Raw genomic sequence first — 21,592 nt, forward strand, 5'->3', positions numbered from 1 at the left:
GGGCGGCGTGCCTCCGGCGGGGATATTTACGGACAGAAGAATTCGGGGCGCTAGTCTCTTGCCGAGGCGAGCGCCTTGAGTTCGTAGACCAGAGCCAGCGCGTCGCGCGGGCTGAGATCGTCCGGCAGCACCTCCGCCAGCCGCTCGGTCAGCGCCGCGGGCGCTTCCGGCCGGGCCGGTTCGGCGGCGGGAACGGCCGAAAAGAGCGGCAGGTCGTCGATCAGCGCCAACTGCCGACGGCCACCTTCCCGATCACCCTTTTCGAGCTGGTCGAGCACGACGCGCGCGCGCTCCACAACCGAGGTCGGCAAGCCGGCGAGCCGCGCGACCTGCACCCCGTAGGAGCGATCCGCCGCCCCGTCGCGGACCTCATGCAGAAAGATCACCTCGCCTTCCCATTCCTTGACCGCCACGGTCGCGTTCTCGACTCCGTCCAGTTTGGCGGCGAGCGTGGTAAGCTCATGATAATGCGTGGCAAATAGCGCCCGGCAGCGGTTGACACCGTGCAGGTGCTCCAGCGTGGCCCAGGCAATCGACAGGCCGTCGTAGGTGGCGGTGCCGCGGCCGATCTCGTCGAGGATCACGAGGCTGCGGGCGTCGGCCTGGTTCAGGATCGTCGCCGTCTCCACCATCTCCACCATGAAGGTCGAGCGGCCGCGCGCGAGGTCGTCCGACGCGCCGACGCGGCTGAACAGGCTCGATACGCGGCCGATTTTCGCTTTGCGGGCAGGCACATAGCTCCCGGCCTGCGCCAGCAGCGCAATCAGGGCGTTCTGGCGGAGGTAGGTCGACTTACCCGCCATGTTGGGGCCGGTCAGCAGGCGGACATGGGCGGCATCGCCCTCCGCCGAGAGGGTGCACCCGTTGGCCACGAAGCTTTGCCCGCTGCGCTTCAGCGAGCGTTCGACCACCGGGTGACGGCCTTCCTCTACGATGAAGTCGCGGCTGTCGTCGACGATGGGCCGGCACCAGTCCTCGTTGCGGGCGAGGTCGGCCAGGCTGGTCGCAACGTCGATCTCCGCCAATGCGCGGGCGGCGTCGCCGATGGCTGCGGCCGCGGCGAGAATTTCCGTCCGCAGGGTTTCGAAATGCCGCTTCTCGATCTCGAGCGCGTGGTTGCCCGCGTTCAGGATGCGTGCCTCCAGGTCCGACAGCTCGACCGTGGTGAAACGCACGGCATTGGCCGTGGTCTGGCGGTGGATGAAGGTCTCGCTCAGCGGGGCCGCGAGCATCCGGGAGGCATGGGTCGCGGTGGTTTCGACGAAATACCCGAGGACGTTATTGTGCTTCACCTTGAGCGAAGTGATGCCGGTCTGCTCGGCATACTGGGCCTGGAGCGAGGCAATGACGCCGCGGCCCTCGTTGCGGAGGGTGCGGGCGTCGTCGAGTTCCGGATCGAACCCGGTGGCGATGAAGCCGCCGTCGCGGGCGAGGAGGGGCGGCTCGGCGACCAGCGCGTCATCCAGCCGTTCGATCAGGGCGTCGTGCCCGGTCAACCGATCCGCGGCGGCAGACAAGGGCAGCGGGCCGTCGGTGGCGGCGAGCTGGCGGGCGATTTCCTCGGCCTGGGTGAGGCCGGCGCGGATGGCAGCGAGATCGCGTGGCCCGCCGCGCTCGAGCGACAGGCGGGAAAGGGCGCGGTCCATGTCCGGGGCCTTGCGCAGCGCAGCGCGCAGGCCCTCGCAGCGGCCGGTGTCCTCGACAAAGGCCTGCACTGTGTCGAGCCGCTCGAGAATGCGGGCGGTATCGCAGGACGGGCTGGAGATGCGGGTGGCCAGCAGCCGCCCGCCGCCCGCCGTGACCGTGCGGTCGATTGCCGCCAGAAGTGAGCCCTCGCGACCGCCGGACAGGCTGGCGGTGAGCTCGAGGTTGCGGCGTGTGGCGGCGTCGATCTGCATCGCCGCGCCGCCGGCATCGCGCTGCGGCGGGCGCAGCAGCGGCAGTTTGCCCTTCTGCGTGAGTTCCAGGTAGGAGACCATGGCCCCGAGCGCGCCAAGCTCGGCGCGGGAGAAACTCCCGAACCCTTCCAGGGCGGCGACACCGAAGATGTCGTGCAGGCGTTTCTCGGCATTGGCGCTGTCAAAGGCCGTGCGGGCGAGCGGGGTAAGCGCGGCGCCGGCTTCCTCCACCAGTTCCGAGAGGTCGGATTCCTCGGCTTCGGCCACCAGCACCTCGCGCGGCGCGAGGCGGGCGAGTTCGGGGGCGAGCCGGACCAGCGGGCAGGGGCCGACCCGAAGCTCGCCGGTTGAGATATCGACCGCCGCCAGCGCCGCCGTGTCGCGCACCCGCGCGAAGGCACAGAGGAAATTGTTGCGCCGGGCTTCGAGCAGGCTGTCCTCGGTCAGGGTCCCGGGGGTGACGAGTCGCACCACGTCACGCCGGACCACGGATTTCGAGCCGCGCTTGCGGGCCTCGGCCGGGTCTTCCATCTGTTCGCAGACGGCGACGCGGAAGCCCTTGCGGATCAGCGTCAGCAGGTAGCCCTCCGCGGCATGGACCGGCACGCCGCACATCGGGATGTCGGCCCCGTCGTGCTTGCCGCGCTTGGTGAGCGCAATGTCGAGCGCCTCGGCGGCCGCCACGGCGTCGTCAAAGAACATCTCGTAGAAATCGCCCATCCGGTAGAACAGCAGCGCATCGGCGTGCGCGGCCTTGATCTCCAGATATTGCGCCATCATCGGTGTGACGGTCACGTTATCCCCCTGCTCGCTTTGCGCGCCACCATAGGCGAGGCGGGCGGCGCGTTGAAGGCCGGTTGCGCGGTTTGCGGGCAGGGAGCGGGGGCGCGGCAATCAGCGGTTTCGATTTCGCTTGCAAGGCGGTTTAGACCGGGAAGGAGATAATACCCGGGGAGGGCCGAGCCATGGCAAAGAACAAGATCACGCCCGACGAGGCGCTGCAGTATCACCTCGAACCGCAGCCCGGGAAATTCGAGGTGGTGGCCACCAAGCCGATGACCACGCAGCGGGACCTCAGCCTGGCCTATTCGCCCGGCGTTGCGGTGCCTGTCGAGACCATCGCGGAGAACCCGGCGACGGCCTACGACTACACGACCAAGGGAAACACCGTGGCCGTGATCTCGAACGGCACGGCCATCCTCGGGCTCGGCAATCTCGGGGCGCTGGCGTCGAAGCCGGTGATGGAGGGCAAGGCGGTCCTGTTCAAGCGGTTCGCCGACGTGAACTCGATCGACATCGAGCTCGACACCGAGGATCCGGAGGAGTTCATCAACGCGGTGCGGCTCATGGGGCCGGCGTTCGGCGGGATCAACCTCGAGGACATCAAGGCGCCGGAGTGTTTCATCATCGAGCAGCGGCTCAAGGAGTTGATGGATATCCCGGTGTTTCACGACGATCAGCACGGCACGGCGGTGATCTGTGCGGCGGGGCTGATCAATGCGCTGCATTTGACCGGCAAGAAGCTCGAGGAATGCCGGATCGTGCTGAACGGCGCCGGCGCCGCGGGGATCGCCTGTATCGAACTGATCAAGGCGATGGGCGCCAGGCATGACAATTGCATCGTCTGCGACACCAAGGGTGTGATCTACCAGGGCCGCACCGAGGGGATGAACCAATGGAAGTCGGCCCATGCGGCGAAGACCAAGGCCCGAACCTTGGACGAGGCGATGGTGGGGGCCGACGTGTTCCTCGGCGTGTCGGTCAAGGGGGCGGTGACGCCGGAGATGGTGGCCGCGATGGCGGACGACCCCGTGATCTTTGCCATGGCGAACCCCGACCCGGAGATCACGCCGGAAGAGGCCAAGGAGGTGCGAGGCGATGCCATCGTCGCGACGGGGCGCTCCGATTATCCCAATCAGGTCAACAATGTCCTTGGTTTCCCATATCTGTTTCGCGGAGCGCTGGATATCCAGGCGCGGGCCATCAATGACGACATGAAGATCGCCTGCGCCCAGGCGCTGGCCGAGCTGGCGCGGGAGGATGTGCCGGACGAGGTGGCGATGGCCTATGGCCGCAAGCTGAGTTTCGGGCGGGACTATATCATCCCCACGCCCTTCGATCCGCGGCTGATCCACCGGATTCCGCCCGCGGTGGCGCGGGCCGGGATGGACACCGGCGTGGCGCGCCGGCCCATCGTGGACATGGACGCCTACGAGCAACGCCTGCGGGAACGGATGGACCCGACCGCCTCTATCCTGTCGTCGATCTCCGCCCGGGCCAAGGCGGCGCAGGCGCGGATGATCTTTGCCGAGGGCGACGACACCAGCGTGCTGCGCGCGGCGGTTGCCTACCAGCGGCAGGGCTTCGGCAAGGCGCTGGTCGTCGGGCGGGAGAACGACGTGAAGGAGAAGCTCGAGGCGGTGGGGCTCGGCGATGCCTATCGCGAGCTCACCGTGGTCAACGCCGCCAATACGCGGCACCTCGATGCCTATACGGCGTTTCTTTACAAGCGCTTGCAGCGCAAGGGCTTCGACCGTTCGGATATCTACCGGATGGCGGCGCGCGACCGGCACGTCTTCTCGGCGCTGATGCTGGCGCATGGGCATGGCGACGGGCTGATCACCGGCGTGACGCGGAAAGCGGCGCATGTGCTGCACCAGATGAACCGGGTGTTCCCGGCCTCGGCCGAGGACGGGGCGGTGGGCGTGACCGCGCTCCTGCACAAGGGCCGGGTGGTGCTGGTCGCCGACACGCTGGTCCATGAATGGCCGGACGAGGAGGACTTGGGCGACATCGCGATCGCGGCGGCGCGGGTCGCGCGCGGGCTCGGGCTGGAGCCGCGGGTGGCCTTCGCCAGCTTCTCGACCTTCGGCTACCCGATGTCGGAACGGGCGCACAAGATGCACGTCGCCTCGCAGGTGCTGGACCGGCGCGGCGTCGATTTCGAATACGACGGCGAGATGACCGTGGACGTGGCGCTCAACCGGGAACAGATGGCGGCCTATCCTTTCTGCAGGCTGTCCGGACCCGCAAATATCCTCGTGGTGCCGGCGCGGCATTCGGCGTCGATTTCGGTGAAGCTGCTGCAGGAGATGTCGGGGGCGACGATCATCGGACCGATCCTCGCCGGTGTCGGTGCGCAGATCCAGATCTGCCATACCGGGGCGACGGTGAACGACATCCTGCACATGGCCGCGATTGCCGCCTGCAAGATCGGGTGACGCCATGGCTGTCTACAATCTCGGCTCGATCCACGCGGACTGGTTCTACAAGGTGCCGCGGTTCCCGGTGAACGGAGAGACCATTCCGGCGGCCAATTGCGTCAGCGGGCTCGGCGGCAAGGGCGCGAATCAGTCGGTGGCGCTGGCCCGCGCCGGGGCCGAGGTGCACCACATCGGTGCGATCGGCGGCGAGGGTGTCTGGGCGGCGGAACAGATGAAATCGGCCGGGGTGGACGTGACCCACGTGGCGATCCAGATCGCCGCTCCGACCGGTCACGCGCTGATTTTCGTCACGCCCGATGGCGAGAACCGGATCGTCATCTGCCCCGGCACCAACCGGATGATCGAGGCCAGCGACATCAAGGCGGCGCTGGCCCGGGCGCAGGCTGGCGACATGCTGGTGATGCAGAACGAGACCAACGGGCAGGTGGAGGCGGCGAAGCGGGCGCGGGCCCGGGGCATGCGGGTGATCTACTCCGCGGCGCCGTTCGACGTGACCGCGGTGCAGGCGGTGTTGCCGCATGTGGACCTTCTGGCCGTGAACGAGGTGGAGGCCGAGCAGGTCGCCGCGGCGCTCGATGTACCGATCACCGCGCTGCCCGTCCCGGAATTGCTGGTGACCCACGGGCCCCGCGGGGCATCGTGGCATGATCTGAAGACCGGCGAGACCCTGACGGTCCCCGCGCCCAAGGTGGTGGCGGTGGACACGACGGGGGCGGGAGACACCTTCGTCGGCTATTTCTGCGCCGGACGCGATGCCGGACTGCCGGTGGCGGAATGCCTCGAACTCGCGGTGGCGGCGGCAGCACTCAAGGTGACCCGGGAGGGAACGGCCGACGCGATCCCCAGCCTCAAGGAGGTTCGCAGCTTCCTCGCGGAGACGCCCGGGGCCGAGTGATCCGCAAGGGTCGGGGGGCTCCCGCCGGTCGCGACCGCATCGAAGATGCGGCCTCACCCGTTGGGCGTGGCCGCGCGCGGGGCGCGCGGCGGGCGTTCCGACGCTCGGTTCTGTTGCGCTCAGCCGCCGACGAAAGGCGCGGCATTGCCCCAAAGCTCGCGCACCCGTTCGTCGCGCCCGCAGGCGGCGCGATAGAGCTTGTAGGCCTTTTCCTTGGAGCGCGGGCCGAAGCGGGTCAGGATCAGGTCCTGCTTCTTGTAGTAATCCTGATGGTAGTCGTCGGCCGGGTAGAAGGCGCTGGCCGGCAGAACCGGGGTCACGATCTGCTGTCCGAGCTCGGCCTGCGCGGCGGCGATGGCGGCATTGGCGACCCCGGCCTGGTCGGGCGCGGCGAAGATCGCGGTGCGGTAGCTTTCGCCCCGGTCGCAGAACTGGCCGCCGGCATCGGTCGGGTCGACGGATCGCAGGAACAGGTCGACCAGCTCGGCATAGGTGACGCGCGAGGGGTCGTAGGTGATCTCGACGGCTTCGTAATGACCGGTGCCGCCGTTGACGACCTGCTTGTAGGTCGGATCCTCGACCATGCCTCCGGCAAAGCCGGAGACAACCTCGGTCACGCCGTCGACGCCCTCGAAATCGGCCTCGACGCACCAGAAGCACCCGCCGGCGAAAAGGGCCGTCTGCTGCTCGGCGGCTCCGGCCTGGGTGCAGTGGACGGACAGCCCGAGCGCGATCGCTGCGGCGAGAATGACGGGTTTCACCTGGTCCAGAACGGTCTGCATAACGGTCTCCTTTGACGCGTAGGCATATTGCTCCGGGCGTTTCATCACCCGCAACTCACCGGGCCGTGAATCACGCACAGGTGACGGAGGTTTCAAGCTTCCCTTTGGCGCACCCGACACCTAGTGTCGCCGCAATAGACAGTTCAGATGCCCGGACTTCGACCCACTCTGCGGTCGCGCGCGACATGGCGCACTCTCCGGCACCGATGGCGCAGGAGTGCGACGCTTGAGAATTGCAATGTGGTCCGGGCCGCGGAACCTTTCCACGGCCATGATGTATGCCTTCGCCCAGCGGTCCGATTGCGCCGCGATCGACGAGCCTCTCTATGCCGCCTACCTTGCGTCGACGGGTCTCGAGCATCCGATGCGGGAGGAGATCCTCGCCGCGCAACCGCAGGATCCGGAGAAGGTGATCGAACGGCTGATGGGACCGATCCCGGACGGCAAGCCGCATTTCTACCAGAAGCACATGACGCAGCACATGCTGCCCGAGGTCCCGCGGGACTGGATGGCGGATGTCGTGAACGTGTTCCTGATCCGGCACCCGGCGCGAGTGATCGCAAGTTACGGGGCCAAGCGGGAGAACCCGACGCTGGACGATATCGGCTTCTGGCAGCAGGCCGAGCTGTTCGCCCAGGTCGGCGGCGTGGTGATCGACAGCCACGATATCCGCGAGAACCCGGAAGCGATGTTGCGGGCGCTCTGCGCTGCGATCGACCTGCCGTTCGATCCGGCCATGCTGAGTTGGCCGACGGGTGGGCAGCCCTGCGATGGCGTCTGGGCGCCGCATTGGTACGAAGCCGTCTGGAAGAGCACCGGCTTTGCCGGGCGCGAAGGCCCCTTGCCCGACGTGCCGGAGCACCTGCGCGGGGTGATGACAGCGGCGATGCCGCATTACGAGACCCTCGCCGAACAGGCGCTCAAGCCGGCCTGACCCGGGGGGTCAGCCCTTGAGCAGCTTGCCGAGGCGCATCGCGACGGCCGGGTCGCCGCCGACCCGGATCTTGCCCATCATCACCGCAGTCATCGGATTGAGCTTGCCCCGGACCAGCTTGTCGAGGTTTTCGGCGCTCATGGTCAGGGTGCAGGCGGCCGGGGAATCCTCCATGGAGACCTTGCCATCGGCCAGCGAGATCACGCCGTCCTCGCCACAATCGAATTTCAGACTGTCGGTGAAGTCGCTGCGGTCGAGGCCGGCTCGGATGATCTCGGCGATGGGTTCGAGGGCCATGTTTTTCCTCCCTGGGAATTCCAGAAGAGAGGTAGAGAGCCGGCCCGGACCGCGGCAAGTGTTATGCTGCGTTGCAGCGGCACCCGGGATGGCCGGATGCCGCTGCGAAGCCTATCAGCCGTGCTTGCGCTTCCGGTCGGCCAGCAGGCGTAGGCGCAGGCCGTTCAGGGCGATGAAACCCTGCGCGTCGGTCTGGTCGTAGGCGCCCATGTCTTCTTCGAAGGTCACCTGCTTCTCGGAATAGAGCGAATACTCGGACCAGCGCGCCACGGTGCGGGCGAGACCCTTGTAGAGCTTCATCCGGACCGTGCCGGTGACGTATTCCTGGCTCTTGTCGATCAGGGCCTGGAGCATTTCCCGCTCGGGGCTGTACCAGAAGCCGTTGTAGATCAGTTCCGCATAGCGCGGCATCAGCTCGTCCTTCAGGTGGATCGCCATGCGGTCCATCGTAATCGACTCGATGCCGCGGTGCGCGTCGAGCAGGATCGTACCGCCCGGCGTCTCGTAGATGCCGCGGGACTTCATGCCGACGAAACGCCCCTCGACCAGGTCGAGCCGGCCGATGCCATGCTTGCGGCCGTATTCGTTGAGCTGAGTCAGGATCGTGGCCGGGCTCAGCCGCTCGCCGTTGATGCCGACGGCATCGCCCTTCTCGAACTCGATCTCGATGTACTCGGGTTCGTCGGGCGCATCCTCCGGATGGACCGTGCGCTGGTACACGTAATCAGGGGCTTCCTGCGCCGGATCCTCGAGCACCTTGCCCTCGGAGGAGGTGTGCAGAAGGTTCGCGTCGACCGAGAAGGGGGCCTCGCCGCGCTTGTCCTTGGCGATCGGGATCTGGTGGGCCTCGGCGAACTCGAGCAGCTTGGTCCGGCTGCCGATATCCCACTCGCGCCAGGGTGCGATCACCTTGATCTCGGGGTTCAGCGCATAGGCGCTCAGCTCGAACCGGACCTGGTCGTTGCCCTTGCCGGTCGCGCCGTGGGACACGGCGTCGGCCCCGGTTTCGGCGGCGATTTCGACCAGGCGCTTGGAAATCAGCGGACGCGCGATCGAGGTGCCGAGCAGGTACAGACCCTCGTACTGCGCGTTGGCGCGGAACATCGGGAAGACGAAGTCGCGCACGAATTCCTCGCGCAGATCTTCGATGAAGATGTTCTCGGGCTTGATCCCGAGCATCTCGGCTTTCTTCCGCGCCGGCTCGAGCTCTTCGCCCTGTCCGAGGTCGGCGGTGAAGGTGACAACTTCGCACCCATACTGGACCTGAAGCCACTTGAGGATGATCGAGGTGTCGAGCCCCCCGGAATAGGCAAGAACCACTTTCTTCGGCTGGGCCATCTCTCGCTCCGTCTTTGGTCGCACGACGCTGCCGTTTAGACAGGAAATGGCCGCGCTACAAGGAGGATTCCCGTGGCGGAGGTGCTCCAAACTTGCTAACGCGCGCGACATGACCAGCTTTGCCGAAAAAGCCCGCGCCGCCACCGCAGAGCTGCGCGCGCTGTTCCCGCCGACCCCGCTTCAGCGCAACGACCACCTGTCGGCGCGCTTCGGAGCCGAGATCTATCTCAAGCGCGAGGATCTTGCGCCGGTGCGTTCCTACAAGCTGCGTGGCGCGTTCAACGCGATGCGCAAGGTGCTGGCGGAGCGGCCCGAGCAGGGGCTGTTCGTCTGTGCGAGCGCGGGCAACCATGCGCAGGGCGTGGCTTATGTCTGCCGCCACTTCGGCGTCCGGGGCGTCGTGTTCATGCCGGTGACCACGCCGCAGCAGAAGATTCAGAAAACCCGCGTCTTCGGTGGAGACGCCATCGAGATCCGGCTGGTCGGCGACTATTTCGACGACACGCTCGCCGAGGCCCAACGCTGGTGCGCCGAGCAGGGTGGCCATTTCCTTGCGCCTTTCGATGATGCGGACGTGATCGAGGGGCAGGCCTCGGTGATGGTCGAGGTGCTTGACGAGATCGACCCGCCCGACATGGTGATCCTGCCCGTGGGCGGCGGCGGGCTGGCCGCGGGCGTGACGCGCTTTCTGAGCGAGACGGCGCCGATGGTCGGGCTGCGCTATGTCGAGCCCGAAGGCGGCGCCAGCCTGACCGCGGCCGTGTCTGCCGGCCAGCCGGTGACGCTGCCGCAAGTGAACAGTTTCGTCGATGGCGCGGCGGTGGCGCGGATCGGCAACCGCCCGTTCGAGGCCCTGACCCATGTCGCGCCGGCCGATGTGCTGCGGGCGCCGGAGGACCGGATCTGCACCACGATCCTCGAGATGCTGAACGTCGAGGGCATCGTTCTGGAGCCCGCCGGCGCGTTGTCGCTCGATGTGCTGCCCGACCTCGCCAACCAGATCCGCGGTCGCCGGATCGTCTGCGTGACCTCGGGCGGCAACTTCGATTTCGAGCGTCTGCCGGAGGTAAAGGAACGGGCGCAACGCTATTCTGGCGTCAAGAAATACATAATCCTGCGTCTGCCGCAGCGACCCGGAGCGCTGCGGGATTTCCTCGACCTGCTCGGCCCGGAGGACGACATTGCGCGGTTCGAATACATGAAGAAGTCCGCGCGCAACTTCGGTTCCGTCCTCCTCGGGATCGAGACGACCGACGCCGCGAACTTCACCGCGCTGTTCTCCCGGCTCGACGCGCAGGGCTTTGTCTATACCGACATCACCAGTGACGAGATCCTGGCGCAGTTCGTTATCTAGCGAGGCCTGAGCGCACTCCGCGCCTTCACGCAGCCAGGCCGGCGGCGACCCCGTCGAAGAAGACCACGCGCGAGGCATCGAAGCAGGAGAAGATCGGCTCGAGGTCGACCGTGTCGGCCTCGCCACGATGAGCCTTTGTCTCTCCTTGCAGGCACAGGCGGGCGAGGTCGGAGAAGCCCAGGTTGACGGCGCAGCCCTTCAGGAAATGGAGATCCTCCTCGAAGAGCTCCGGTTTCGGCTCGTCCTTCAGCCGCGCGAGCAGCGTCTCCACCTCGTCGAGGAACAGCTCCACGACTTCATCGAACTCTGCGGCGCCGATTTCGGACCTCAGGTCGCTGACCCGCTTCCAGTCGATCATCTTGAATCCTTTCGCACCGTTCGAATCCGGGGATGCCCCGAGGTTACGGTCGGCGGATTAAGAAAGGCTTGAAGCGAAAGATCCGGTCCGGCGGGCACGGACGTTCCCGGATTCATCGCTCATTAATCGCAATGTGTCAGCCATGGGCCAAGCGAACCCTGAGATCGGGCCTGACCTTGCACCTAGCCGGACACACCTCGGACGCCACGACCGTAACCCCGGTGGCGCAGCCACGCCGGGTGCTGATCGTCGATGACAGCCGGTTGCAGCGGCGAATCCTCTCGGCGTCGCTCGGGCGCTGGGGTTACGTTGTGGAGGAGGCGGCATCGGGGCCGGAGGCGCTGGAGCGCTGCCGTTCGAACGCGCCGGACATCGTGATCAGCGACTGGGTGATGCCGGAGATGAACGGCCCGGAATTCTGCCGGCAGTTCCGCGCCATGAACCGGGAAAGCTACGGCTACTTCATCCTTCTGACCTCGAAATCGGAGGCGGGGGAGGTGGCGCACGGGCTTGACGCCGGCGCGGACGATTTCCTGACCAAGCCGGTCAGCGGCGACGAGCTCCGGGCGCGGCTCAATGCCGGCGAACGGGTCCTGCGGATGGAAGAGGAACTGGTGGACAAGAACCGGCTCCTGAGCAGCACGCTGGAGGAGCTGCGGACGCTCTACGACTCGCTCGACAGCGACCTGGTGGAGGCGCGGAAGCTCCAGCAATCCCTCGTGAAGGAGCGGTTCCGCGACTTTGGCGGCTCGCAGATCTCGCTCCTGTTGCGTCCGAGCGGGCATGTGGGCGGCGATCTCGTCGGCTTCTTTCCGATCAATGCTCACCGGATCGCGGCCTTTGCGATCGACGTGTCCGGCCACGGCGTCGCCTCGGCGCTGATGACCGCACGGCTCGCGGGATATCTCTCGGGCAGCTCTCCGGAGCAGAACATCGCGCTCTACGAGGGCGAGTTTGGCATCTACGACGCGCATCCGCCGGAAGAGGTCGCAGCGGAACTCAACCGGCTCACCCTGACCGAGATGGATACGGAGACCTACTTCACTCTCGTCTTCGCCGATATCGACCTGATCAGCGGCGATGTACGGCTGGTCCAGGCCGGACACCCGCACCCGGCAATCCAGCGCGCGGACGGGCGGGTGGAGTTCATCGGGAGCGGTGGGCTCCCGGTGGGCCTGATCCCGGACGCGGATTACCTGCCGGTCACGGCGCGGCTCGCGCCGGGGGACAGGTTGCTGATCTTTTCCGACGGGGTGACCGAATGCGAGGACCCGGGCGGCGGAATGCTCGACGATTCAGGTCTGGCGGAGCTTCTGACGGCTCATGGGGAGCGGCGCGGGCCCGATCTGATGGAAGCGATGACCTGGGAGCTGTCCCGGCATTCCGGCGACAGCGAGTTCACGGACGACATCTCCGCGGTTCTCTTCGAGTTCGATCATCCGAAACGGAACGTCGACTAAAGGGAGGTCAGCGATCGTCGCTCAGAGAAGGCTGCGCAGGAAATGCCGGTCGCCGGCGTTCCCGAGCGCGTCAGCGGCCTCGTCGGCGGGAAGCCAGACCGGCAGATGCGCCGGTTCGGTCGGTGGGCCGATGCGGCGACCGGGACGGCACAGGTAGACGGTGCAGAGTTTCTCCGCCCAGATGTCGTATTCCGGCATGTAGGTGAAGCGCCGAAACGCGCCGAGCCGCCGGGAAATCCGCATGGTCCAGCCGGTCTCCTCGTAGACCTCCCGGTGAAGTGCGGCGACCGGCTGCTCGCCCGGATCGATCCCGCCGCCGGGCAGCTGGAGCTCCGGGATCGGCGCGGATTGATGGGTCAGCAACACCAGCCCGCTTCGCTCCAGAATGGCATAGGCACCGGGCCGCAGAGTGTACTTCCGCTGGGTCTGAACCCGTTCCCCGACACGCCGGATCATGCCACGCCCCTTTTCACCGCGCATTGCCGCGCCTACATGGCTGCGATATGCCAGTCCAAGGCGTGCAAGGAAACCCCATGACTCTCGGATCCAGAATCGCGTGGGACGACACCGTCCTGCCCTTCCAACTTGACCGCTCCGACATTCGTGGCCGGATCGCCCGCCTCGATGGCGTCCTCGACCGCGTTCTCGAGCAACACGATTATCCGCCGGCCATCGAGGCGCTGGTCGCCGAAATGGCGCTCCTGACGGCGCTGATCGGGCAGACCATCAAGCTGCGCTGGAAGCTGTCGCTCCAGGTACGTGGCGACGGCCCGGCCCGGCTGATCGCGACCGATTACTACGGCCCCACCGCCGAGGGCCGGCCGGCGCAGATCCGCGCCTATGCCAGCTATGACAAGGAGCGGCCGCTCGAAGGCCGTCCGTTCGACCTTATCGGCAAGGGCTACTTCGCCATCCTGATCGACCAGGGCAAGGGCACGACCCCCTACCAGGGCATCACGCCGATTGCCGGGGGGAGCCTGTCGCAGTGCGCGGAGACCTATTTCGCGCAGTCCGAACAGCTGCCGACCCGGTTCGCGCTGGGCTTCGGCCATTCGACCTACGCCAACCATTCGGGTTGGCGTGGCGGCGGGGTGATGCTGCAGTCGATGCCCAAGGCGTCACCTTCGGCGGCCGCCCAGCCCGAGGCTGCGGAACAGCAACTCCTGAAGGCCGACGACCTTCTCGATGGCGAGGAGGGCGAGAACTGGGAGCGCGCGAACGTGCTGCTCGACACGGTCGAGGATCTCGAGCTTGTCGGCCCGCGAGTTCAGCCGACCGAGCTGCTGGTCCGGCTGTTCCACGAGGAAGGGCCGCGGGTGTTCGATGCACAGCCGGTGGAATTTGGCTGCACCTGCTCGCCGGACCGGGTGCGGCAGTCCCTGTCGATCTACTCGGCCAAGGACATCGCTCACATGACGACCGAGGAAGGGACCGTGACCGCGGACTGCCAGTTCTGCGGGGCGCATTACGTCTTCGATCCCAGGACGCTCGGCTTCGAAGCCGAGGAGGCGCCGGGTGACGACGCGTGAGGATCTCCGTTCCCGGCTGATCGAAGCGATCGGCGAAACCGGCCGGCCGTCGTCGGACTATGACCTGAACCCGGACGTTCACTTGCCGGAGGGGCGGAAGCTGCGGGAGGCCGCGGTGCTGGTGCCGGTGTCGCTGGAGCCGCGCGGGGCGCGGCTCTACCTGACCAAGCGGTCGTCGCGGCTCAAGCATCATCCGGGTCAGGTGGCCTTTCCCGGCGGCAAGGTCGACGCGGGCGATGCCGATGCCACGGCCGCGGCCCTTAGGGAGGCGCAGGAGGAAATCGGGCTCGGGCCGCAGAACGTCGAGGTCCTCGGCGCCTTGCCGCGCCACGAGACGGTGACGGGCTTCGACGTGACGCCGGTGATCGGCCTGCTGCATGACAGGTTCGAGCCGGTGGCCGAGCCGGGCGAAGTCCAGGAGGTATTCTCGGTGCCGCTGGAGCTTGTGACGACACCGGCCCGGTTCTCGGTGGAGCGACGCCGGTGGCGCGGTGAATGGCGTCATTTCTTCACCGTGCCGCACGGTCCCTATTACATCTGGGGCGCGACCGCGCGCATCCTGCGCGCGTTGGCCGACAGGATGCCGGGCTGATGCGCATCTCGGCGCCCTGGCTCGACCGTCCGGAGGTGCAGCATGTCTGCGCCCTGCTGGAGGCGGCGGGTCACAGGGCGCTCTATGTCGGAGGCTGCGTGCGCAACACGCTGCTGGATCATCCGGTCTCCGATCACGACCTCTCCACGGACGCCCGTCCCGAGCGGGTCGTGGCGGTGATGGAGGATGCCGGGCTCAAGGTCATCCCGACCGGGATCGAGCATGGAACGGTCACCGTTCTGGCCGATGGCGAGCCCTTCGAGATCACCACCTTCCGCCACGACATCGAAACCGACGGCCGACGCGCCGTGGTGCATTTCGCCGACACCGTGATCGAGGACGCGCGCCGGCGCGACTTCACCATGAACGCGATCTATTGCGACCGCCATGGCGAGATCGTCGATCCTTTGGACGGGATGCCGGACCTGCGGGCGCGGCGGTTGCGGTTTGTGGGGCGAGCCACGGAGCGGGTGAAGGAGGATTACCTCCGCATCCTGCGTTTCTTCCGCTTCTCGGCCTGGTATGCCGATCCCGAACAGGGGATCGACCCGGAATCGCTGGCGGCCTGCGCCGCCCATGTCGACGGGTTGGCGCGGATCTCGGCCGAGCGGATCGGGGCGGAGATGACCAAGCTGCTGTCGGCGCCCGACCCGAGCCAGGCTGTCTCGGTGATGCAGACGACCGGTGTGCTCGGCGCGATCCTGCCAGGCAGCGACGTGACGGCCCTGCCGATCCTCGTGCATCTCGAGTTGCAGACCGGGCAGCGCCCCGATCCCGTGTTGCGGCTGGCGGCGCTCGGCGGCGAGGACGTGGCCAATCGCCTGCGCCTGAGCAAGGCGGATGCGCGGCGTCTGGAGGCAATCGGCGCCGCCGCACGGAGCGGACAGCGGGCCGGCGAACTCGGCTATCGGCTTGGAGCGCGGGATGGGGCGGCGGCCGTGTTGCTGCACTCGGCCTTGCTGGGCGTGACGGTGCCAGAGATGGCTTTGGAGGACGCTGCAGCGGGCGCGGCGGCGGAATTCCCGATCACGGCGCGCGACCTGATGCCCCGGTTCCACGGCCGCACTCTGGGCGACGAGATGAAGGCCCGGGAGCGGCGCTGGATCGACTCCGGCTTCCGTCTCGGACGAGAGGATCTGCTGGCCTGACGGCCTCGGGCATGGCAGATACGGCCCACACGACGGAAAGACCCCATGACACCAGAGAATTTCGGCGCATTGCTCGCCCTCGCCATAGTTGCCGCCTGGACGCCGGGCCCCAACAACGCCCTTGTCGCGAATTCTGGGGCCACCTTCGGGATGCGACGGACCTGGCCGCATGTGCTGGGCATCGGGCTCGGCTTTGCCTTCATGGTGTTTCTGGTGGGGTTCTTCCTCGGCGGTCTGTTCCAGACCTCGGCCTTGCTGCGGGAATCGCTGCGCTGGCTCGGGGCGGCGATCCTGCTCTGGCTGGCGTGGAAGATCGCCACCTCGGGCGGGATTTCCTCTCCCGGCAAGGAGCCGCGGCCCTTCACCTTTGTCGAGGCGGCGGCCTTCCAGTGGGTCAATCCCAAGGCCTGGGCCTTCGCGGTCGCCACCACCAGCCAGTTCGTCGACCCAACCGCCCCGCTGGTGACGGCGCTGATCGTCGGCGCGGTCTTTGTCGTGGTGGGGCTGGGCAGCGCCACTTCCTGGGCCGCGCTCGGCAAGGGGATCACCCGCTGGGTCAACACCGAGCACCGCCTGCGCCGGTTCAACATCGTGATGGCCGCGGTGATCGCGGGCTGCGTGGTGCTGCTGTTCCTCGACTGACCCGCCGTTCGATCCGCGCCAGGGTCTCGTCCTTGCCGGGCGGTTCTCGCCGGGCCGCAATGTGATCCTGTTGACCACGCAGCATGCCTGGCGGCCGTTCAACACTTCGATGGCGGCGGCACTGGCGCTTTCGGCGGCCATGGTTTTCCTGTAACAGGAACGGGCTAACCCTACGCCCGCATTCCCAGGCAAGTCTGGCACCCCGTGTTCCGATACTTCGAAAACCTGGTCGATCCTTATACGCCGTATGAGGATACCGACACACCGCCGCAGCGGCTGTGGCCCTTTCTCTGGGCCTATTCGCAGCCGTTCAAGCGGTGGTTCGTGGTGGCCGCGGTGCTCTCCATCGTGGTGGCGACGGTCGAGGTCGGGCTGATCCATTACATGGGTCGCGTGGTCGACATCCTCTCGACCGGCGAGCCGGAACAGGTCTGGCAGGAGTACGGCTGGGAGCTGATCGGGATCGCGCTGTTCATCCTGGTGCTGCGCCCGCTGTTCCAGGCGCTCGACGTGCTGGTGCTCAACAACGGGCTGATGCCGAACTTCGGCACGCTGATCCGCTGGCGGGCGCATCGGCACGTATTGCGGCAGTCCGTGAGCTGGTTCGAGGACGATTTCGCCGGGCGCATCGCCAACCGGATCATGCAGACCCCGCCGGCCGCCAACGAGGCGATGTTCCAGATCTTCGACGCGATGACCTTTGCGCTGGCCTACCTGGTCGGGGCGGCGGTCTTGCTGGCGGAGGCCGATGCGCGGCTGGTGGTCCCGCTGCTGCTGTGGTTCGGGCTTTATGGCCTGCTGCTGCACTGGACGATCACCCGTGTCGGCCCGGCGTCCAAGGCCGCTTCCGACGCGCGCAGCGAAGTGACCGGGCGGGTGGTGGACAGCTATTCCAACATCCATTCGGTCAAGATGTTCGCCCATCACGACCGGGAGCTCGACTATGCCCGCGAGGCCATCGAGAACACGCGGATCACCTTTCGCAAGGAGATGCGGATCTACACGGTGATGGACATCTCGCTCAACGTGCTGAACGGCTGGCTGATCGTCGGCGTGGTGGGCTGGTGTGTGGCGCTCTGGGTTCAGGGAACGGCCTCGGTCGGGGTGGTGGCGGCGGCGACGGCGCTGACCCTGCGCCTCAACGCGATGACCGGCTGGATCATGTGGGCCGTCTCCTCCTTCTTCCGCAACCTCGGGGTGGTGGCCGAAGGGATGGAGACCATCGCCCAGCCCATCGGCCTGACCGACGTCCCCGGCGCGCCGGATCTGAATCTGACGGAGGGGCGGATCGCCTTCGAGGAGGTCAGCCATCATTACGGGCGCGGGGCAGGCGGGCTCGACAGGCTGTCGCTCTCCATCGAACCCGGCGAGAAGGTCGGCCTGATCGGGCGGTCGGGCGCGGGCAAGTCGACGCTGGTGAAGCTGCTCCTCCGGTTCTACGACCCGGAAAGCGGGTGCATCCTGATCGACGGGCAGGACGTGACCAGGGTCAGCCAGGAGAGCCTGCGCCGGCAGATCGGCATGGTCCAGCAGGACACCGCGCTGCTGCACCGCTCGATTGCGGAAAACATCCTCTACGGCCGCCCCGAGGCGAGCGAGGCCGAGATGATCGCCGCGGCGGAGCGGGCGGCTGCGGATGGGTTCATCGCCGATCTGACCGACCAGGAGGGCAACAGCGGTTATGAAGCCCGGGTCGGCGAACGGGGCGTGAAGCTCTCCGGCGGGCAACGGCAGCGGATCGCGCTTGCCCGGGTGATCCTGAAGGACGCGCCGATCCTGGTGCTCGACGAGGCCACCTCGGCGCTCGATTCCGAGGTCGAGGCGGCGATTCAGGATACGCTCTACGGCGTGATGGAAGGCAAGACGGTGATCGCCATCGCGCACCGGCTCTCCACCATCGCCCGGATGGACCGGATCCTCGTTCTGGACGAAGGCCATATCGTCGAGCAGGGCAGCCATTCCGATCTGCTCGCCAAGGGCGGGCTCTACGCCAGTTTCTGGAAACGGCAATCGGGCGGCTTCATCGGGCTTTCGCCGGAAGGGCAGGCAGCAGAATGAACCCCATCGTCACCCGCGTCGCCGGCCTGATCGATGCCTACCGGCCCGCCGACGGGCCGCCGCCCAGCCAGCTGGTGCCCTTCACCCGCTGGGCACTCGAGGGCGCGGAACGGGCGATCGGGCTGGCGCTGGTGATCACCGTGCTCACGGGCATCTCGGAGATGGTCGCGGCCTGGTTCACCGGCGTGGTAATCGATGCCGCCGCCACCCACGGCCCGGGGGCGTTCTGGGGGCCGTATTCGGTCGTCATCGTGGGCGGGCTGCTGTTCTTTCTCGTGGTGCGGCCGCTGATCCTGCTGGCCGATGCCGGGGTGACCTCTATCCTGCTCGGCCCGCATCTCTTTCCGCTCGTGCTCAGCCGGCTCAATCGCCACGTGCTCGGCCATTCGATGCGCTATTTCGAAAACGACTTCGCCGGTCGGATCAGCCAGAAGGCGATGCAGACCGCACGGGCGCTGACGGATGTGGTGGTAGAGATCACCGATGTCGTGATCTTCGGGCTGGCGATGTTCATCTCGGCGCTGTTCCTGATGGCCGGGGTGGACGCGCGGCTGCTGCTGGTCTTCGTGGTCTGGTCGGTCATCTACGCGCTGACGCTGCGCTGGTTCATCCCGCGCATTCGCGAGCGTGCCGCGGCGCGGGCCGGGGCGCGGACCGTGGTCACCGGACAGGTCGTGGACACGCTGACCAACATCGCGACGGTGAAGCTCTTCGGCCATCACGACCACGAAGATCGCGCGACGCTGGACGCGCTGGAAAAATTCCGGATTCGCTCGCTGGAGTTCGGCTCGATGACGGCGATGTTCCGGCTGGTGCTGACCACCAACGGCGGGCTCTTGCCGCTCTCGGCGATCCTCGGTTCGCTCTATCTTTACACGATCGGCGAGGCGACGCCGGGCGACATCGCGATGACCGCGATGATCGCTGTGCGGCTGAGCCAGATCACCAACCGGCTCGGCATGGCGGCGGTCTCGATCTTTACCAATATCGGCGAGGTCGAGGACGGCGTCGGCACCCTTACGGCGGATCACGAGATCACCGACCGCCCGCGTGCGACGGCCGAAACCCAAGGCCGGGGCGCGATCCGTTTCGACGACGTGCGTTTCGCCTATGGCGGACCGGTGGCGGCGCTCGACGGGTTCGACCTCGATGTCGCCGCGGGCGAGAAGGTGGCGCTGGTCGGCGCCTCCGGGGCAGGCAAGTCGACCGTCACCGCGCTGCTGCTGCGGCTCTACGACGTGGAGGCGGGGCGGGTCCTGCTCGACGGCACGGATATCCGCGACCTGACACAGACCGCGCTGCGCCAGCAGATCGCCATGGTCCGGCAGGAGACGGCGATGTTCAACCGCTCGGCGCTGGACAACATCCGTTACGGCCGCCCCGACGCCACCGACGAGGAGGTGTTCGACGCCGCCCGCAGGGCCTCGGCGCACGAGTTCATCCTCACGTTGCGCGACCATCGCGGCCGCACCGGCTATGCCGCCTATCTCGGCGAGCGGGGCGTGAAGCTCTCCGGCGGCCAGCGGCAGCGGATCGCGCTGGCTCGTGCGATCCTCAAGGATGCGCCGGTGCTGGTGCTGGACGAGGCGACCTCGGCGCTCGATTCCGAGGTCGAGGCCGAGATCCAGGCGGCGCTGGAACAGGTGATGGAGGGCAAGACGGTGATCGCCATCGCTCACCGCCTGTCAACCATCGCGCGGATGGACCGGATCGTCGTGCTGGATCGCGGAAAGATCGCCGAGGAGGGCACCCATGCGGACCTGTTGGCGAGAGAGGGGCTCTATGCCCGCTACTGGGAGCGGCAATCGGGCGGGTTCCTGAACATCACGGAGGCGGCAGAGTGATTGAGGTGACCATCGAGCGGCTCGGGCACCGCGGGGACGGGATCGCGCCGGGCCCGCTCTATGCCGCGCGTTGCCTTCCCGGGGAGCTTGTGTCCGGCACGCCCGAGGGCGACCGGCTTGCGGAGACTCGGATCGTCACACCTTCGCCGCACCGGGTCTCGCCGCCATGCCGCCATTACAAGGGCTGCGGCGGTTGCGCCGTGCAACATGCCGACGACGCCTTCGTGGCCGAGTGGAAACAGGGAATCGTCCGCGCCGCGCTTGCCGCGCAGGGGCTGGAAGCGCCGTTTCGCCCGATCCAGACGTCGCCCGCGCGCTCGCGGAGGCGGGCGGTGTTCTCGGGGCGCCGCACCAAGAAGGGCGTTCTGGTCGGCTTCCATGCCCGCGCCTCCGACACCGTGATCGACGTGCCCGACTGCCTGCTGGTAGATCCGGCGCTGCTCCGGGCGCGCCCTGCGCTCGAGGCGATCACTCGGGCCGGGGCCTCTCGCAAGGGCGAGTTGAGCCTGACCGTGACCGTCGCCCCCGAGGGCCCGGACGTGTCCGTGACCGGGGGCAAGCCGCTCGACATGGCCCTGCGGGTGGAGCTGGGTGCGCTGGTGGGCGAGCACGGCCTGTCGCGCCTGACGTGGGAGGATGAAACCGTCGCGCTGCACTCGCCGCCGACCGTCCGTTTTGACGGCATCGCCGTCACGCCGCCGCCCGGCGCCTTCCTGCAGGCCACCGAGGCCGGGGAGGCCGCGCTGCGGCGCGCCGTGACCGAGGCGGTGGGCGAGGCCGGCCGCATCGTGGATCTCTTTGCCGGCTGCGGCACCTTTTCCCTGCCGCTGGCGCGGGGGGCCGAGGTGCATGCGGTCGAAGGGCTCGGCGCGCTCACGGGTGCGCTGACCACCGGCGCGCGCCACGCGCAGGGGCTGCGCGAGGTCACGGCAGAGGTGCGGGACCTGTTCCGCCGACCGCTGCTGCCCGACGAGCTGGACCGGTACGACGCCGTCGTGATCGACCCGCCCCGCGCCGGCGCCGAAGCGCAGACGACCCAGATCGCGGCCTCGCGGGTGCCGGTCGTCGCATCGGTGTCCTGCAACTCCGTCACCTTCGCCCGCGACGCCGCGCTGCTGGTGAAGGCCGGATTCCGCCTCGACTGGGTGCAGGTCGTGGACCAGTTCCGCTGGTCGCCGCATGTCGAGGTTGCAGCACGGCTGTCTCGCAGCCATATCGGCGTCTGACGCAGCGAGAGAC

General features: G+C 67.4%; 18 protein-coding genes. 12 read left to right on the forward strand and 6 right to left on the reverse strand.

All coding sequences use genetic code 11. The features are described 5' to 3' along the window. Positions 1-50 precede the first annotated feature (50 nt). Positions 51-2,678, reverse strand: a complete 2,628-nt coding sequence (gene mutS, locus CHB86_RS18945; protein WP_089234670.1) for a DNA mismatch repair protein MutS — start codon at positions 2,676-2,678, stop codon at positions 51-53. A 185-nt stretch (positions 2,679-2,863) separates the two neighbouring features. Here mutS and CHB86_RS18950 point away from each other — a divergent pair, with 185 nt between their 5' ends. Continuing rightward, positions 2,864-5,119, forward strand: coding sequence for an NADP-dependent malic enzyme (locus CHB86_RS18950; protein ID WP_089234671.1), 2,256 nt, complete (start codon positions 2,864-2,866; stop codon positions 5,117-5,119). A gap of 4 nt (positions 5,120-5,123) precedes the next feature. Then, positions 5,124-6,017, forward strand: coding sequence for a ribokinase (locus tag CHB86_RS18955; RefSeq protein WP_089234672.1), 894 nt, complete (start codon positions 5,124-5,126; stop codon positions 6,015-6,017). Positions 6,018-6,136: 119 nt separating this feature from the next. Here CHB86_RS18955 and msrA read toward each other — a convergent pair whose 3' ends face one another. Beyond that, complete coding sequence (gene msrA, locus CHB86_RS18960; RefSeq protein WP_089234673.1) at positions 6,137-6,799, reverse strand: peptide-methionine (S)-S-oxide reductase MsrA; 663 nt, start codon at positions 6,797-6,799, stop codon at positions 6,137-6,139. Between the two features lie 226 nt (positions 6,800-7,025). Here msrA and CHB86_RS18965 point away from each other — a divergent pair, with 226 nt between their 5' ends. After that, positions 7,026-7,733 carry a sulfotransferase-like domain-containing protein gene (locus CHB86_RS18965; protein WP_089234674.1) on the forward strand — a complete coding sequence of 236 codons (708 nt, stop codon included), beginning with the start codon at positions 7,026-7,028 and terminating at the stop codon, positions 7,731-7,733. Positions 7,734-7,742: 9 nt separating this feature from the next. On the opposite strand, the gene CHB86_RS18970 is transcribed toward CHB86_RS18965, so the two are convergent. Then, complete coding sequence (locus CHB86_RS18970; protein ID WP_089234675.1) at positions 7,743-8,030, reverse strand: SCP2 sterol-binding domain-containing protein; 288 nt, start codon at positions 8,028-8,030, stop codon at positions 7,743-7,745. A gap of 114 nt (positions 8,031-8,144) precedes the next feature. Next, positions 8,145-9,368 (reverse strand): argininosuccinate synthase, encoded by a 1,224-nt coding sequence (locus tag CHB86_RS18975; RefSeq protein WP_089234676.1) that lies wholly within the window; start codon positions 9,366-9,368, stop codon positions 8,145-8,147. A 109-nt stretch (positions 9,369-9,477) separates the two neighbouring features. Between CHB86_RS18975 and ilvA the strand changes: the two genes are divergently transcribed. Then, entirely contained in the window at positions 9,478-10,722 is a 1,245-nt protein-coding gene (ilvA, locus tag CHB86_RS18980; RefSeq protein ID WP_089234677.1) for a threonine ammonia-lyase IlvA, read from the forward strand. Positions 10,723-10,747: 25 nt separating this feature from the next. Here the strand turns inward: ilvA and CHB86_RS18985 are convergent, their stop codons facing one another. Next, positions 10,748-11,080 carry an Hpt domain-containing protein gene (locus tag CHB86_RS18985; protein WP_089234678.1) on the reverse strand — a complete coding sequence of 111 codons (333 nt, stop codon included), beginning with the start codon at positions 11,078-11,080 and terminating at the stop codon, positions 10,748-10,750. 176 nt (positions 11,081-11,256) lie between these two features. Here CHB86_RS18985 and CHB86_RS18990 point away from each other — a divergent pair, with 176 nt between their 5' ends. Beyond that, positions 11,257-12,540 carry a PP2C family protein-serine/threonine phosphatase gene (locus CHB86_RS18990; protein WP_245838167.1) on the forward strand — a complete coding sequence of 428 codons (1,284 nt, stop codon included), beginning with the start codon at positions 11,257-11,259 and terminating at the stop codon, positions 12,538-12,540. 21 nt (positions 12,541-12,561) lie between these two features. Here the strand turns inward: CHB86_RS18990 and CHB86_RS18995 are convergent, their stop codons facing one another. Beyond that, entirely contained in the window at positions 12,562-12,996 is a 435-nt protein-coding gene (locus CHB86_RS18995; protein ID WP_089234680.1) for an NUDIX hydrolase, read from the reverse strand. 77 nt (positions 12,997-13,073) lie between these two features. Between CHB86_RS18995 and hslO the strand changes: the two genes are divergently transcribed. From hslO to CHB86_RS19030, 7 genes are all read left to right on the forward strand, one after another. Then, entirely contained in the window at positions 13,074-14,069 is a 996-nt protein-coding gene (gene hslO, locus CHB86_RS19000) for an Hsp33 family molecular chaperone HslO (protein ID WP_089234681.1), read from the forward strand. Then, positions 14,056-14,661 (forward strand): CoA pyrophosphatase, encoded by a 606-nt coding sequence (locus CHB86_RS19005; protein ID WP_089234682.1) that lies wholly within the window; start codon positions 14,056-14,058, stop codon positions 14,659-14,661. The genes hslO and CHB86_RS19005 overlap by 14 nt, the downstream gene beginning before the upstream one ends. Then, complete coding sequence (locus CHB86_RS19010; protein WP_089234683.1) at positions 14,661-15,809, forward strand: CCA tRNA nucleotidyltransferase; 1,149 nt, start codon at positions 14,661-14,663, stop codon at positions 15,807-15,809. The genes CHB86_RS19005 and CHB86_RS19010 overlap by 1 nt, the downstream gene beginning before the upstream one ends. Before the next feature lie 45 nt (positions 15,810-15,854). Continuing rightward, positions 15,855-16,451 (forward strand): LysE family translocator, encoded by a 597-nt coding sequence (locus CHB86_RS19015; protein ID WP_089234684.1) that lies wholly within the window; start codon positions 15,855-15,857, stop codon positions 16,449-16,451. Between the two features lie 204 nt (positions 16,452-16,655). After that, a complete protein-coding gene (locus CHB86_RS19020; protein WP_089234685.1) occupies positions 16,656-18,509 on the forward strand; it encodes an ABC transporter ATP-binding protein in 1,854 nt (617 codons plus the stop codon). Then, on the forward strand, positions 18,506-20,353 hold the full coding sequence (locus tag CHB86_RS19025) for an ABC transporter ATP-binding protein (RefSeq protein ID WP_089234686.1): 1,848 nt from the start codon (positions 18,506-18,508) through the stop codon (positions 20,351-20,353). The genes CHB86_RS19020 and CHB86_RS19025 overlap by 4 nt, the downstream gene beginning before the upstream one ends. Beyond that, entirely contained in the window at positions 20,350-21,579 is a 1,230-nt protein-coding gene (locus CHB86_RS19030) for a class I SAM-dependent RNA methyltransferase (protein ID WP_425445432.1), read from the forward strand. Before CHB86_RS19025 ends, CHB86_RS19030 begins: the two co-directional genes overlap by 4 nt. Positions 21,580-21,592 lie beyond the last annotated feature (13 nt).

It is taken from the genome of Tropicimonas sediminicola (assembly GCF_900188335.1).
In the GTDB taxonomy this organism is placed as follows: domain Bacteria; phylum Pseudomonadota; class Alphaproteobacteria; order Rhodobacterales; family Rhodobacteraceae; genus Tropicimonas; species Tropicimonas sediminicola.

Coding starts and splice junctions, on each gene's coding strand:
- mutS (WP_089234670.1), bottom strand. CDS start 2,678: ATGATGGCGCAATATCTGGAGATCAAGGCCGCGCACGCCGATGCGCTG.
- CHB86_RS18950 (WP_089234671.1), top strand. CDS start 2,864: ATGGCAAAGAACAAGATCACGCCCGACGAGGCGCTGCAGTATCACCTC.
- CHB86_RS18955 (WP_089234672.1), top strand. CDS start 5,124: ATGGCTGTCTACAATCTCGGCTCGATCCACGCGGACTGGTTCTACAAG.
- msrA (WP_089234673.1), bottom strand. CDS start 6,799: ATGCAGACCGTTCTGGACCAGGTGAAACCCGTCATTCTCGCCGCAGCG.
- CHB86_RS18970 (WP_089234675.1), bottom strand. CDS start 8,030: ATGGCCCTCGAACCCATCGCCGAGATCATCCGAGCCGGCCTCGACCGC.
- CHB86_RS18975 (WP_089234676.1), bottom strand. CDS start 9,368: ATGGCCCAGCCGAAGAAAGTGGTTCTTGCCTATTCCGGGGGGCTCGAC.
- ilvA (WP_089234677.1), top strand. CDS start 9,478: ATGACCAGCTTTGCCGAAAAAGCCCGCGCCGCCACCGCAGAGCTGCGC.
- CHB86_RS18985 (WP_089234678.1), bottom strand. CDS start 11,080: ATGATCGACTGGAAGCGGGTCAGCGACCTGAGGTCCGAAATCGGCGCC.
- CHB86_RS18995 (WP_089234680.1), bottom strand. CDS start 12,996: ATGATCCGGCGTGTCGGGGAACGGGTTCAGACCCAGCGGAAGTACACT.
- hslO (WP_089234681.1), top strand. CDS start 13,074: ATGACTCTCGGATCCAGAATCGCGTGGGACGACACCGTCCTGCCCTTC.
- CHB86_RS19010 (WP_089234683.1), top strand. CDS start 14,661: ATGCGCATCTCGGCGCCCTGGCTCGACCGTCCGGAGGTGCAGCATGTC.
- CHB86_RS19015 (WP_089234684.1), top strand. CDS start 15,855: ATGACACCAGAGAATTTCGGCGCATTGCTCGCCCTCGCCATAGTTGCC.
- CHB86_RS19025 (WP_089234686.1), top strand. CDS start 18,506: ATGAACCCCATCGTCACCCGCGTCGCCGGCCTGATCGATGCCTACCGG.